At 58.9% G+C, this 13,197-nt stretch carries 13 protein-coding genes; 7 read left to right on the top strand and 6 right to left on the bottom strand.

Annotation, left to right across the window (positions count from 1 at the left end; all coding sequences use genetic code 11):
* Nucleotide 1 precedes the first annotated feature (1 nt).
* Together IFT84_RS12505 and IFT84_RS12500 are read right to left on the bottom strand one after the other, a co-directional pair.
* On the bottom strand, nucleotides 2–1,093 hold the full coding sequence (locus IFT84_RS12505) for a microcin C ABC transporter permease YejB (protein ID WP_192119835.1): 1,092 nt from the start codon (nucleotides 1,091–1,093) through the stop codon (nucleotides 2–4).
* Between the two features lie 120 nt (nucleotides 1,094–1,213).
* Nucleotides 1,214–2,995 carry an extracellular solute-binding protein gene (locus tag IFT84_RS12500; protein WP_244651210.1) on the bottom strand — a complete coding sequence of 594 codons (1,782 nt, stop codon included), beginning with the start codon at nucleotides 2,993–2,995 and terminating at the stop codon, nucleotides 1,214–1,216.
* Between the two features lie 211 nt (nucleotides 2,996–3,206).
* Between IFT84_RS12500 and mepA the strand changes: the two genes are divergently transcribed.
* The 6 genes from mepA to IFT84_RS12470 all read left to right on the top strand — a co-directional run bounded on the left by mepA (nucleotide 3,207) and on the right by IFT84_RS12470 (nucleotide 9,144).
* A complete protein-coding gene (gene mepA / locus IFT84_RS12495; RefSeq protein ID WP_192119831.1) occupies nucleotides 3,207–4,223 on the top strand; it encodes a penicillin-insensitive murein endopeptidase in 1,017 nt (338 codons plus the stop codon).
* A gap of 72 nt (nucleotides 4,224–4,295) precedes the next feature.
* Nucleotides 4,296–4,682, top strand: a complete 387-nt coding sequence (locus IFT84_RS12490) for a methylglyoxal synthase (protein WP_192119830.1) — start codon at nucleotides 4,296–4,298, stop codon at nucleotides 4,680–4,682.
* Nucleotides 4,683–4,700: 18 nt separating this feature from the next.
* Complete coding sequence (locus IFT84_RS12485) at nucleotides 4,701–5,723, top strand: glucokinase (protein WP_446737596.1); 1,023 nt, start codon at nucleotides 4,701–4,703, stop codon at nucleotides 5,721–5,723.
* Nucleotides 5,724–5,866: 143 nt separating this feature from the next.
* On the top strand, nucleotides 5,867–7,639 hold the full coding sequence (locus tag IFT84_RS12480) for an ABC transporter ATP-binding protein (RefSeq protein WP_446737601.1): 1,773 nt from the start codon (nucleotides 5,867–5,869) through the stop codon (nucleotides 7,637–7,639).
* 11 nt (nucleotides 7,640–7,650) lie between these two features.
* The gene (gene dapB, locus IFT84_RS12475; RefSeq protein WP_192119826.1) at nucleotides 7,651–8,475 is read left to right on the top strand and encodes a 4-hydroxy-tetrahydrodipicolinate reductase; all 825 of its coding nucleotides are present in this window, start codon (nucleotides 7,651–7,653) and stop codon (nucleotides 8,473–8,475) included.
* Between the two features lie 33 nt (nucleotides 8,476–8,508).
* Complete coding sequence (locus tag IFT84_RS12470) at nucleotides 8,509–9,144, top strand: 2,3-bisphosphoglycerate-dependent phosphoglycerate mutase (RefSeq protein ID WP_192119825.1); 636 nt, start codon at nucleotides 8,509–8,511, stop codon at nucleotides 9,142–9,144.
* Nucleotides 9,145–9,166: 22 nt separating this feature from the next.
* On the opposite strand, the gene IFT84_RS12465 is transcribed toward IFT84_RS12470, so the two are convergent.
* Nucleotides 9,167–9,640 carry a DUF2244 domain-containing protein gene (locus IFT84_RS12465; protein ID WP_192119824.1) on the bottom strand — a complete coding sequence of 158 codons (474 nt, stop codon included), beginning with the start codon at nucleotides 9,638–9,640 and terminating at the stop codon, nucleotides 9,167–9,169.
* A 42-nt stretch (nucleotides 9,641–9,682) separates the two neighbouring features.
* Here IFT84_RS12465 and nth point away from each other — a divergent pair, with 42 nt between their 5' ends.
* A complete protein-coding gene (gene nth / locus IFT84_RS12460; protein WP_192119823.1) occupies nucleotides 9,683–10,480 on the top strand; it encodes an endonuclease III in 798 nt (265 codons plus the stop codon).
* On the opposite strand, the gene IFT84_RS12455 is transcribed toward nth, so the two are convergent.
* From IFT84_RS12455 to IFT84_RS12445, 3 genes are all read right to left on the bottom strand, one after another.
* Complete coding sequence (locus tag IFT84_RS12455; RefSeq protein ID WP_192119820.1) at nucleotides 10,435–11,151, bottom strand: sulfate transporter family protein; 717 nt, start codon at nucleotides 11,149–11,151, stop codon at nucleotides 10,435–10,437. The two genes, nth and IFT84_RS12455, sit on opposite strands and share 46 nt — an antisense overlap.
* 37 nt (nucleotides 11,152–11,188) lie before the next feature.
* Nucleotides 11,189–12,400, bottom strand: a complete 1,212-nt coding sequence (locus tag IFT84_RS12450) for an MFS transporter (RefSeq protein WP_192119817.1) — start codon at nucleotides 12,398–12,400, stop codon at nucleotides 11,189–11,191.
* 91 nt (nucleotides 12,401–12,491) lie between these two features.
* Nucleotides 12,492–13,031, bottom strand: a complete 540-nt coding sequence (locus IFT84_RS12445; protein WP_192119815.1) for an SH3 domain-containing protein — start codon at nucleotides 13,029–13,031, stop codon at nucleotides 12,492–12,494.
* Nucleotides 13,032–13,197: the final 166 nt, after the last annotated feature.

The raw sequence follows: 13,197 nt of genomic DNA, 5'->3' as shown, positions 1-13,197 counted from the left end.
GTCACACGTCCCTCCGGTCAAAATCGATGCGCGGATCTACCCAGGTGTAGATCAGGTCCGAAATCAGCCCCACGACGAGGCCCATCAGCGAGAAGATAAACAGCGTGGCAAAGACGACGGGGTAATCGCGCTTGACGATGGCGTTGTAGCCAAGCCGCCCCAACCCATCGAGTGAGAAGATATACTCAATCATCAGCGAGCCGGTAAAAAATGCCGATATGAAAGCTGCCGGAAAGCCCGCAATGATGATCAGCATGGCATTGCGAAACACATGGCCGTAGAGCACCTTGCGCTCGGCCAGCCCCTTGGCCCGCGCCGTGACCACATATTGCTTGCGGATTTCCTCGATGAAAGAGTTCTTCGTCAGCAGCGTGGTTGTGGCAAAGGCAGACAATGACAGCGCCAGCAGCGGCAATGTCAGGTGCCAGGCGTAATCAACGATCTTGCCCCATAGGGTCAGGTCGGCAAAATTATCCGATACCAGACCGCGCTGCGGAAACCAGCTATAGAAAGACCCACCCGCAAAAACGACAATCAGCATGATGGCGAACAGGAAGCTTGGAACCGCATAGCCGACGATGATGACGCCGGATGTCCAGACATCAAAGGCAGACCCGTCCTTTACCGCCTTGGTAATGCCAAGCGGCACCGAAATAATGTAGGAAAACAACAGGATCCAAACACCAAGCGAAATGGAAATCGGCAACCGGTCGATAATCTGATCCACCACCCGGGTGTTGGAATAGAAGCTTTCACCAAAATCGAAGCGGATGTAATTCCACATCATCAGCCCGAACCGCTCCAGCGGCGGCTTGTCAAAACCGAACTGCTTTTCAAGCTTGGCAATAAAGTCCGGGTCCAGCCCCTGCGATCCCCGGTATTTGGAGCCGCTATCCTCTGAGAAGCTCTGTTGCGCCGTCAGGTCACCGCCCCCGCCGGAAAGCCGGTCGCCGCCATTCTGCCCGGTCAGATCGGAAATTACCTGCTCCACTGGCCCACCGGGGGCAAATTGTGCCACAGCAAAGGAAATCGCCATGATGCCGACAATTGTCGGTATCATCAGCAACAGGCGGCGCAGAATATACGCGCCCATCAGCGGTCCTGTTTCGTGCGGTCGGTGGCAGGTATGGTCAAGACTGTCTGTCTCCGTCCATTGGGAATTTGATTCGTTTGACGGGCAATGTCGGCGGCACACCGGCCAAAGGCAAGCACTTCATTTCTGCGCATCTGCCGACCACCAGAGTTCAGGAAAACCAAGACCATATTTCGGCAGGTCCTGCGGGCGGGCGATACGGGTCCAGTAGGCAATGCGGGAAGCCTGGCTGGCGTAACTCGGCACGATGATGTGATGAGCCAGCAGAACCCGGTCGAGCGCCTTGACACTGGCGATCAGATCATCCCGATCCTTGGCAAAAATAACCTTCTGAATAAGCGCATCCACGCCTGCATCCTTGATGCCGCTATAGTTTGCCGACCCCTCGCGGTCTGCGGCGGCAGAGCCGAAATACTCCGCCTGCTCGTTGCCGGGGTTGAGCGACTGAGCCCAGGCGTTATACAGCATGTCATAGTCGCGCGCGCGCCATCGGTTGGTGTACTGGGACGCATCGACAATACGCACCGTCACGGCAACACCAATGCTTTTCAGGTTCTGTGCGTAGGGCAGTGCCACCCGCTCTATGATATTGCTGGGCAGCAAAATCTCGAACCCGAAGGGCTCACCCGTGCGCGTGTTGGTCATACGACCATTGCGCATTTCATAGCCAGCCTGCGCAAACAGGTCCATTGCTGTGCGCAGATTATTCCGCATCCTGTTCTGATCGCCACCCACCGGGTTTGTATAGGCCTTCGTAAAGACGCTTGGCGGCACCTTGTCACGCACGGAATCCAGAATGTCCAGCTCTTGGCCCGTGGGCAGGCCTTGGGCGGCGAGCTCCGTGCCGAAGAAGAAACTGTCGATGCGCTTGTAAAGATCATAGAACAGGCGATGGTTCAGCGCTTCGAAATCGAAGGCATAATTGAGCGCTTCACGGACACGCGGGTCACTGAACTTTTCCCGGCGCATATTTGGAACGAACCCTACCATAACGCCACGGCTGGCGGATTCGTTCAGCAGTTCCTCGCGCTTTATGCGTCCATCCCGTATGGCTGGAAAGTCGTACGCCGTGGCCCATCGCTTGGCGGCGTTTTCCCACCAATAATCAATATTTCCGGCGCGGAAGGATTGAAACATCACGTCCCGGTCGCTGAAGAAATTATAGACGAGCGTGTCGAAATTATCGTGCCCCACCTTCACATTGAGATTGGCACCCCAGTAATCCGGGCGGCGCTCGTAGCGGATGGTGGCACCCGGCTTCATATCCGCGATACGGTAGGGGCCCGAGCCCATGGGCGGTTCCAGGGTGGTGCGGGTAATATCGCGCCGGTTGCCATTGGCATCCGTCCCCTCCCACCAATGCCTGGGCACAATGGTCAACTGACCAACACTCACCGGAAGCTCGCGATTGTTTTTCTCAGCAAAGGTAAATGTCACGTCCCGTTCGCCGGTCTTTTCCGCCTTCATCACATGGGTGTAGTAGAACTGAAGCTGAGGGTTCAATTCCTTGGATTTCTCAAAGGAAAAAACCACGTCCTCAGGTGTGACCGGCGTTCCATCCGCCCATCGCGCCTCGGCACGCAGCCGGTAGGTGGCGCTGGATATATCGTCTGGATACGCCACCGCTTCCGCCAAAAGGCCGTAGGAGGATGAAATCTCATCCTGCGACTGAACCATCAGGGTTTCGAAGACATTGCCCAACCCATCTGCCATTTCTCCCTTGGCAAGCAAGAAATTGAACGAATCAAACGTGTCGTTATTAGACCCAATCTGCAACGTGCCGCCTTTGGTGACGGCAGGGTTGACATAATCGAAACGGCTAAAACCCGGAGCATATTTTGGTGGAGCGATGGTAGAAATGGCCGTGCGCCACTGCAGATCCTGCGCATAAACCAGTGGCATGGATGCAGCCAATGACAGAAAGATTGCTCCTATTGTCCGTATCCACCGCTGTCGCTTTTGCATGCGTACCCTGTCTTCCTGTTTCGTCTGCCGCACAATAGGCCCAATCATGTCAAATGACAGGCAAAGCCCGAAGAAGCACTTCGAAATTATGATTTGCGCTATAGCTTGTTTTGACGAAGCCTCTCGCACCCATCCATCGGAACCCGCCATGCCCGCCTTTTTGCGCCGTGCCTTCCACGCTCTTGTCGCCGTCACCACTCTGTTTGGAACCGCACAGGCGCAAGATGCGCCTGCTGCCCGTGACCTGTTCGGGGCCGTGAGCCTGCCGTCGGTTGCCGCTGCACAGCCCTATGGTTTCTATGCCAAGGGATGTCTGGCGGGGGGCGTTGCCGTTCCGACGGACGGGCCGACATGGCAAGCGCTACGCCTGTCGCGCAACCGGCGCTTCGGCCATCCGCAGATGATTTCTCTGATCGAGCGCCTGTCGAAAGACGCGGCGGAAAAGGACGGCTGGCCCGGCCTGCTGCTGGGGGATATCTCGCAAGCCCGCGGCGGACCCATGAAGAACGGCCACGCCTCCCATCAGGTGGGGTTGGATGCCGATATCTATCTGACCCCGATGCCCAACCATCCTCTCAGCGCAGAAGAGCGCGAGACTTACCCAACGCCGTCGCTTTTGAAAAAAGACAGCCTGTTTGTCGACCAGAGCCGTTGGACGCCTGCCCACAGCAATCTGATCATGCGCGCTGCCAGCTATCAGCAGGTGGAGCGTATTTTTGTGCATCCCGGCATCAAGAAACAACTGTGCGAAACGTGGAAAGGAGACCGCGCGCTACTCGGCAAGGTGCGCCCCATGTACGGCCACAACTATCATTTCCATATCCGCATCAAATGCCCTGCCGATGCGGTGAACTGCAAGCCGCAGGCCCCGACGGCACCGGGGGACGGCTGTGACAAGTCGCTCGCATGGTGGTTTACCGATGAGCCCTGGGCGAAACCAACGACCAAACCGACAAAGCCAGCCCCACCACCGCGCCTGGCAACGCTTGCCGACCTGCCCAAAAGCTGCACCGCGGTGCTGAACGCGCCGGCTGCGGCCTCGCTTCAAGCGGCAACTTACCAAGGCGGACCCGCCATGCCGGGCACAATAGCGGCGGACCCGCCGATTGGCGCGCCATCGGCACTTGGCTTCGTGCCCGTGCCCAAAGCGCGGCCTGCACCGTGAGCGGAGGCTTTTCAAGACCGGGTGGCTAGGCTATAGAGCCTTCAATCGATTAACTTTATCGTCGGAGCTGCCATGTCGAACGGCCAGTGCATTGCGCTTATCGCGCATGACCAGAAAAAGGACGACATGGCTGATTTTGCGCGTGTGCATGAAGCCGTGCTGTCGCAGTTCGAGATTGTAGCGACCGGCACCACCGGCGGGCGGGTGCAGGACGCCTGCCCGAGCCTCAACGTCGTACGGCTGAAAAGCGGCCCTCTGGGAGGCGACCAGCAGATCGGGGCGCTGATTGCAACCGGCAATGTCCAATTGCTGATCTTCTTCGTCGACCCGCTGACGGCCATGCCGCATGATGTGGACGTGAAAGCCCTGATGCGCCTTGCCACCGTTTATGATGTGCCAATGGCGCTGAACCGTGCCACGGCCGAGCAATTGGCCCTGTTCCAACCAGCTTCCCTTTGATTCCCGCCCAACCGGACTGTGCCCTCCATGCTGCATATTGAAGACGCCCTGCATTTTCCCATCCTCATCGGCGATATCGGCGGCACCAATGCCCGTTTCGGGCTGCTGAGCGAGGCACACAGCCAGCCCGTACATTTCCCGATTTTGCAGACCGGTGATTTCCCGACCATTGAGGCCGCAATCGAGGTGACCCTGCGTGGCGCGGGGCTGGCGTCGCCGCGCTCGGCCATTCTCGCCATTGCCGGTCCGGTGCAGGGAGACGAAATTCCGCTGACCAATGCAGGCTGGGTCATCCGCCCGCGCGATATGCTGGCCGCTCTTGGGCTCACCGATATTATCGTCGTCAATGATTTCGAGGCACAAGCGCTGGCCGTTGCCGCATCGACAGAACAGGACCGCGAGCAGATCGGGCGCGGCGACATGCTGCCTGCTGCCTCCCGTGTCGTGCTTGGCCCGGGCACAGGGTTGGGCGTGGCCGGTCTGCTCCATGCCCGCGATACGTGGTTTCCCATCCCCGGCGAAGGCGGCCATGTGGATGTTGGCCCACGGTCCGAGCGCGATTACCAGATCTGGCCGCATCTCGATCCGATTGAGGGACGCATTTCCGCCGAGCAGATTCTCTGTGGTCGCGGCATTCTCAACATCTACCGCGCCATTTGCACCACCGATGGCGTCGAACCTACCCTGACAACCCCTGCCGATGTGACCACCGCCGCATTGGCCGGACGGGACATTGCGGCACAGGAAACCGTGGCCCTGTTTGCCACCTATCTCGGTCGCGTCGCGGGCGATTTCGCGCTGACATTCATGGCGCGTGGCGGCGTGTTTCTGGCAGGCGGCATTTCGCAGAAAATACTGCCTGCGCTGAAATTGCCAGCCTTTCGCGGTGCGTTTGAAGACAAGGCCCCCCACTCCCGTCTGCTCGCAACGGTGCCTACATATGTTGTCACTCATCCTGCCGCCGCTCTCTGGGGCCTGGCGGCCTATGCGCGCAACCAGCATGATTTCGGCCTCAGCACGGATGGCAGGCGCTGGCGCTAAGCAAAAAAGTCAGAGCAACCTTTGCGCGTCCTGTCGGACGCACGGCGCTCTGGTCAAAGCGGACTGAAAAGACTATAGAACCCGCAATTCAGCGCGGTTAGGGACCCAGATTTTTGACAGCAAGTGACAAGACCGCCCGCGGCATGGACACCGAGACGATTACCGGCGTCCTGAAACGCGTGATTGCGGAAAATGGCCGTGCGCATGTGCGTGGCTACGCCTTCGCCATTTTCTGTCTTCTGGTGGTGGCTGCAACAACCGCGTTTACCGCATGGATCATGGAATCTGTGGTCAACGAGGCCTTTGCCAACAAGCGGGCCGATGTGGTGCTGGTGATCTGCGGCTCCATCTTCGCCGCCTTCGTGTTGCGCGGGTTTGCTACCTACGGGCAGGCGGTCAGCCTCTCCAAGATCGGCAACAATATCGTCGCCACCTATCAGCGCCGCCTGTATTCGCACCTGATGGCGCTCAGCGTCGGTTATTTCAGCGAGTCGCGCTCTGCCCATTTGTCGGCGCAGGTCAGCCAGAACGTCAGCGGCATTCGCGACGTGCTGAACATGACCGTCACCTCCATCGCCCGCGATCTTCTGACCCTCATTGCCCTTATCGGCGTCATGATCAGCAAGGACGCGCTGCTGACATTGATTGTTTTCGTCATCGCGCCGCCGCTGCTCCTTGGCTTGCGCTATGTGTCGAAGCGTCTGCGCAGCGCCACCCGTGAATCGGTGGAAATCAACAGCCATGTGCTGGGCGCGATGCAGGAAACCATTCAGGGCATTTCCATCGTCAAGGCTTTTACCATGGAAGCGCAGTTGCGCGGCAAGGTCGATGCCATCATTGACTGGGCGGAAAACCGCGCCAACCGCATAGCCCGCCTGAGTGAGCGCACCGCCCCCATGACCGAGACCTTTGCGGGTCTCGCTATTTCCAGCGTGCTGGCCTATGCGGCGTTCCGCTCCATTTATAGTGGCGTGCAGCCGGGTGCCTTTTTTGCCTTCGTGACGGCGCTGCTGATGGCGTATGATCCGGCCCGCCGCCTCGCCCGTTTGCAGGTCTCGCTGGAGCGTGCTGTTGTCAATGCCCGCATGATCTATGAAATTCTGGATACCGTTCCCCATCAGCGCGACAAGCCCGGCGCGGGAGAATTGCAGATTACCGATGCGACCATCGAGTTTCGCGGTGTGTCTTTCGGCTACGGTGAAACAAGCGACATTCTCAAATCCGTCAGCTTTACCGCCGAGGGTGGCAAGACCACGGCGCTGGTTGGCCCCTCCGGCGCTGGTAAGTCGACGGTCATCAGCTTAATTCCGCGCTTTTACGATCCGCACTTCGGCAGCATTCTGGTCGATGGGCAGGATATTGCCGATATCACCAAGCAGTCGCTGCGTGCAGGTCTGGCTTACGTATCGCAGCAGCCGTACCTGTTTGAAGGCACCATTCGCGACAATATCCGCTATGGGCGGCCTGATGCCACGGATATCGACGTGGAAAACGCCGCACGCCTTGCCCATGCGCATGATTTCATTCTGAATCAGCCCAAGGGTTACGATACGCCGGTTGGCGAAAATGGCGTAACGCTGTCCGGTGGCCAGCGTCAGCGGCTGTCAATTGCACGCGCTCTCGTGCGCAATGCGCCCATTCTTCTGCTGGATGAAGCCACATCAGCCCTCGACACCGAGTCGGAAGCCGCCGTACAACAGGCTCTGGACGAGGCGATGCGCGGGCGCACGGTCGTGGTCATCGCGCATCGTCTGTCCACCATCGTTCGCGCCGACAAGATCGTCGTCATGCGGGAGGGGCAGGTTGTGGAAGAAGGCACCCATGAGGCGCTTGCGGACCGCGAAGATGGCCTTTACGCGCGCCTGCACAATCTACAGGGTAGCCGCATTAAGGCGGGCTCCCGGCCTATCGAATAAAAGGACCAAGCATGAGCAATGCGGATATGAAACTGGTTGTGGTGGGTGCCGGTGGCCGCATGGGCCAGACCCTGATCCGCGTTATCCAGGCCATGGACGGCGTGACACTGTCCGCTGCGCTGGAGCGCACCGGCTCCCCCTTGATCGGCAAGGACGCCGGTGAACTTGCGGGCGTCGGTCCTCTGTCCATTCCGGTGACGGATCAGCCACTGGAAGCCTTCGTCCATGCCGATGGCGTTATTGATTTTACCGCCCCCGCCGCCACTGTCGAATTTGCTGCACTAGCCGCACAGGCCCGCATCGTCCACATCGTCGGCACCACCGGTTGCTCAGGCGAAGACGATGCCAGCATCAAGGCGGCTGCCCGCCATGCCCGTATCGTCAAATCCGGCAATATGTCTCTCGGCGTCAATCTTCTGGCCGTGCTAGTGGAGCAGGCGGCCCGTGCGCTGGAAGCGGCAGACTGGGATATCGAAATTCTGGAGATGCATCATAAGCACAAGGTCGACGCCCCTTCCGGCACCGCGCTGCTTCTGGGCGAGGCAGCAGCCAAGGGCCGCGCCATTGACCTTATGCCGAATGCAGTCAAGGTGCGCGACGGCCACACCGGCGCGCGCGTGAGCGGTAGCATCGGCTTTGCTACCCTGCGGGGTGGCTCCGTGGTGGGTGATCACAGCGTGCTTCTGGCTGGTGAAGGCGAGCAGATCGAACTGCGCCACACCGCCCTTGACCGCACTATTTTTGCCCGTGGCGCTGTGAAAGCAGCCCTTTGGGCGCACGGCCAGAAGCCGGGACTGTATTCCATGCTCGACGTTCTCGGCCTATCTTCAACTTAACCGTCTTGAACAGCAAATATTGGAGGGAATATCATGAGCGGAACTCTTGTGCTTGTGCGCCACGGCCAGAGCGAATGGAACCTGAAAAACCTGTTTACCGGCTGGAAAGATCCGGACCTGACGGAACTGGGGCATGAAGAAGCCAATGCAGGCGGCAAGGCTTTGGCTGATACCGGCATTCAGTTCGATGTTGCCTTCACGTCCACCCTGCAACGGGCGCAGAAAACCTGCCAGATCATCCTCAACAATATCGGCCAGCCCGGTCTCGAGACCATTCGTGATGAAGCGCTGAACGAGCGCGATTATGGTGACCTCGCCGGTCTGAACAAGGACGACGCCCGCGCCAAATGGGGCGAAGAGCAGGTTCACATCTGGCGCCGCTCCTACGATGTTCCCCCTCCGGGTGGCGAGAGCCTGAAAGACACCGGCGCGCGGGTCTGGCCTTACTACATGAACGAAATTCTGCCTCGCGTTCTGCGCGGCGAAAAGGTGCTGGTCGCTGCCCATGGAAATTCTCTGCGCTCGCTGCTGATGGTTCTGGACCGTCTGGACCGCGACAAGATCCTGTCGGTCAACCTCGCAACCGGCGTTCCCATTGTCTACACGCTCAATGCCGACTCCACCGTTGCGTCGAAAGAAGTCCTCGGCGATATGTCCGGAGCGCATTAGAGCGCTGTCAGGCGCTCTAACCTCATCTTTTTACCTTTGCCAGCGCCGCCGTCAGCGCGCTGGCAAAGCTTTCCCGATCATCGCGATTGAGAAAAGAGCCCACATCGGTCTGGCGTCCCTGCCCGCTGACCGACATGGAAACGATGCCGATGTCCTGATGGCGCGCCACGCGAAAACGCGCCCAGAACGGGTTGAAGCGGTGCTCCGTCATATGGCCGGATGGCGTGAATTTGCGCACGGACAGGCAGGTGTGCGACACGCTGACCTCTTCGCGCGCATGGGCGGCGCGATAATTCAGTCCGAAAGCAACAAACAACCCCAAAAAGTCGAGGCCAAAGAACAGGAAAACCGGCCAGGCGCCGATGATGAGAAACACAAAGCCGTGGACAATGCTCATCAGACCGAAGATCAGAAGCAGCACCTTGAACCCCTTCAGACCCAAAGACCGGTGCGGGGTGAGTTCTGCTGCAAAAATAGGAGCGTCGTTGCCTGCCATCACAATTTGCCTTCTGTCAGGTCTGCGCACTATAGATGCCCTATGAAAAACGTGAAGCCTAAAATCAGCGCCAGCACTTCAAAAGCGACAAAACCCGGTTCTGCGCGCCGCAAGCCAAGGCCGAAAACCGCCTATACCCGTGCTGAAATTGAGGAGATCTTTCGCCGGTTTGCCATCCAGAGGCCGGAACCGAAGGGCGAACTGGAGTATGTCAATCCGTTCACCCTCGTGGTTGCGGTGGCGCTTTCTGCACAGGCGACGGACGCAGGCGTGAACAAGGCGACGCGCGCGCTGTTTGCCGTTGCCGATACACCGCAGAAGATGCTGGCGCTGGGTGAAGATACGGTGCGCGAGTACATCAAGACCATCGGCCTTTATCGCAACAAGGCAAAAAATGTCATCGCCCTGTCACAAATGCTGATCGACAATTTTGGCGGCGACGTTCCGCAGACACGCGACGAACTGATCACGCTTCCCGGAGTGGGTCGCAAAACCGCCAATGTTGTAATGTCCATGGCCTTTGGCGAAGCGACGATGGCGGTGGATACCCACGTTTTTCGCATTGCCAACCGGCTCTGTCTTGCGCCGGGGAAAACCCCGGACGAGGTGGAAGACCATTTGATGCGGATTATTCCGCAAGCCTTCCTGTACCATGCCCACCACTGGCTTATTCTGCATGGCCGTTACACCTGCAAGGCCCGCAGGCCGGAATGCGAGCGCTGCATCATCGCCGATATCTGCAAGGCCGCAGAAAAAACCAACAGCATACCGGCAGAACTGGTCGAGCTTCCGGCTCAGCTTGCAGAGAATGAAACATCCTTCCTCGAGAGCAGCTTGTGAAGATGCACCATCAGCCCCGCCGCAAACAGCGGCGTCAACAGGTTGAGAACTGGCACCGCCAGAAACGCAGCGATCACCAGCCCGGCGATAAACACGGTTGAGGCATGTTTTGCGCGAAAATCCCGCGCCTGGCTCGGCGCGCGAAACCGCATGGCCGCAAATTCAAAGAACTCCCGCCCGAGCAGATAGCCGTTCACCACGAAAAACGCGATGAAGTTGATGCCCGGCACCAGAAGCAGCAGAAGTGCGATGATATTGCCCAGAATGACCACGCCGAGAAACTTGATCGATCCCGACAACGCTTCGCCAAACGGCAAGGCTTTGCCCTTGGGCTCAGCCGCATAATCGCGCGTTTCCACCACTTCGGCCACATCGTCCAGAAAGAACCCGGCGATAATCGCCGTGGTCGGCGCAATCAACAGGCCAAGCGTCAACGCCAGACCAATACTGGCGAGGATGCCGAACACCAGCCCGCTCCAGTCTGCCCAATCGGGCGCAGTCGGCAACAGACCATCAAGCCACGGCCACGCTAGCCAGACGAACAAGGCTCTTAAGCCAAACCACAGGCCAACGAGCACCACCAAAGTCAGGCCAATAACCTTCCAGAAAACGGAGCGGGTTTCCGGTGCAAAGAGATTGAGAAAAGCCAGTCTGGCAGCCGTAAAAATCATTTGTAAATCCCGTCGAGCAGCACGTCACGGGCATTCTTTAACGCACTTTTCGTCCTTCCGTCAGAAAATATGCAAATGCCAGCACCGGCAGCGCCAGTCCCGCCCATGCTGTTGCGGGCCAGCCGCCATGGGCAAAAATCCAGCCGCCAAGCGCCGACCCTATGGCACCCCCGATGAAGAATGTTGCCATGAACAGCCCATTCAACCGGCTGCGCAGGTCAGCCCCAAGCGCATAGATGGCACGCTGGCCCAGCACGAGATTCATACTTACCCCGAAATCCAGCAAAATGGCTGCGACAGTCAACAGCACCAGCGACAAGGTGGAGCCTTCCGCGCCAATGTGCGTGATGATAAAGGCGAGCGCAACGGCCGCCATTGCGCCTGCTGTTGCGGGCTTGCTCAGGCCACGGTCGGCGAGCCTTCCGGCAATGGGGGCAGCAATGGCACCCGCCACGCCCGCCAGGGCAAACAAGGCAATGCCGTTTTGCGACAGGCCAAAGGCCGGGCCACCCAAAAACAGCGGCGTCGTTGTCCAGAACAGGCTGAACGCCGAAAACAGACAGGCCTGATAGAGCGCACGGCGGCGAAGCACGGGCGTATTCAACGCGAGATGGCCCATGGATGCCAGCAGCGCGCCATAGCTGGTTTTGCCGGCCGGCACGCGTTGCGGCAACACGCGCGCCAGCACCACGGCCAGCACAACCATAACGGCGGCTGATAGGAAAAAGACCGTGTGCCAGTTACTGTATTGCGCGATGAAGCTTGCGACCGGCCGCGCCATCATAATGCCGACCATCAACCCACTGACGACATTGCCCACCACTTGGCCGCGCATCGCCTCCGGCGCCATATGCGCCGACAGCGGTACGATGATCTGCACCGCCACCGAGCCGAGACCAATGAACAAGGCAGCCAGCAAAAACAGCGTGGAGGTGGATGCAAGCCCCGCGGCCAGCAGCGCAAGGACCACAAGACCGACCATAGACACAATCAGCCGCCGGTTTTCAAAGAGATCGCCAAGCGGCACCACCAGCAGAAGCCCGAGACCATATCCGATCTGTGTCAATGTCACGATCAACCCTGCCGACCCCGGCGACATGCCGAGCGCAACGCTGATCGGCCCGACAAGGGGTTGCGCGTAGTAGAGATTGGCCACGATCAGGCCGCAGGCGGCGGCCAGAAAAAACGTCATGGATCGCGAAATCGCGTCCGCTGCGTGAACGGGTGCCGCATTGTTGGAAGCTGTCATGGGAGAATACTCTGTGCCGGTGATTGCGATCTTCTATCGCACCCGCACCGACAACGACAGCGCAACTTTCAACGATGCAGTCACACTTGCGTCACTTGAACGCTTCACCGGGATAGGCGCCCCAGACTTCACCTTGCGAAATCCAGCCTTCCGCACCACCCGCATTGGCATGGCACCAGTCGCCATTGCATTCACCCATGCGGATCACCACGCCGGGTTGAAGGCGCGCCACCACAGCCGCATTGACCTGTGGCTCACGGCGCATGTTGACATACACGCTGTCGCCCTTGCCGCGCATCCAGGGTGCGGTCACCGCCGTGCGTTCGCCCGAAAGAAGCGCCTGATTGACCCAGCCTTCCGTGCCATCGGCATCGCGGATACGCCGCCAGTTGTCGTATTCCTGAATGATTTCCACCGGCAGACCGGATTTGAGGTAGCGCCATGCCACGGCGTAATCCACCGAGGGGCCGATGCGCAGATTGACGCTTTTGGATTTCAGGCTGACGAACCGTGGAAGCGGCAGGCCGCTGGGGCCTTTGGCGGCTTGTGCAGCCGCACTCGACGCAACGGCACCAAACGTTGCGAGGCTGACGAAAATGGCAATGCAGAGCCTTGAAACACTGTGAGGCATGGCGATCCGTTTCCGACACAACTTTTCGGCAAGTCCTTTGCCGAGAGCAAATCTCACGCGGCCACTGAGCGAAAAGCCAGCAAGTTTGGTTGTCTTCCTGCCCGGGTCTGGTAGAAAATGCCCTTGAAATCGTATTTATCAGCCAACTTGGTTAAAGTTCCGTCAA

This window comes from Rhizobium sp. CFBP 8762, assembly GCF_014841565.1.
Taxonomy (GTDB): Bacteria; Pseudomonadota; Alphaproteobacteria; order Rhizobiales; family Rhizobiaceae; genus CFBP-8762.
The sequence above is the reverse complement of the archived record's forward strand: the minus strand, read 5'-3'. Positions and strand labels throughout refer to the sequence as shown.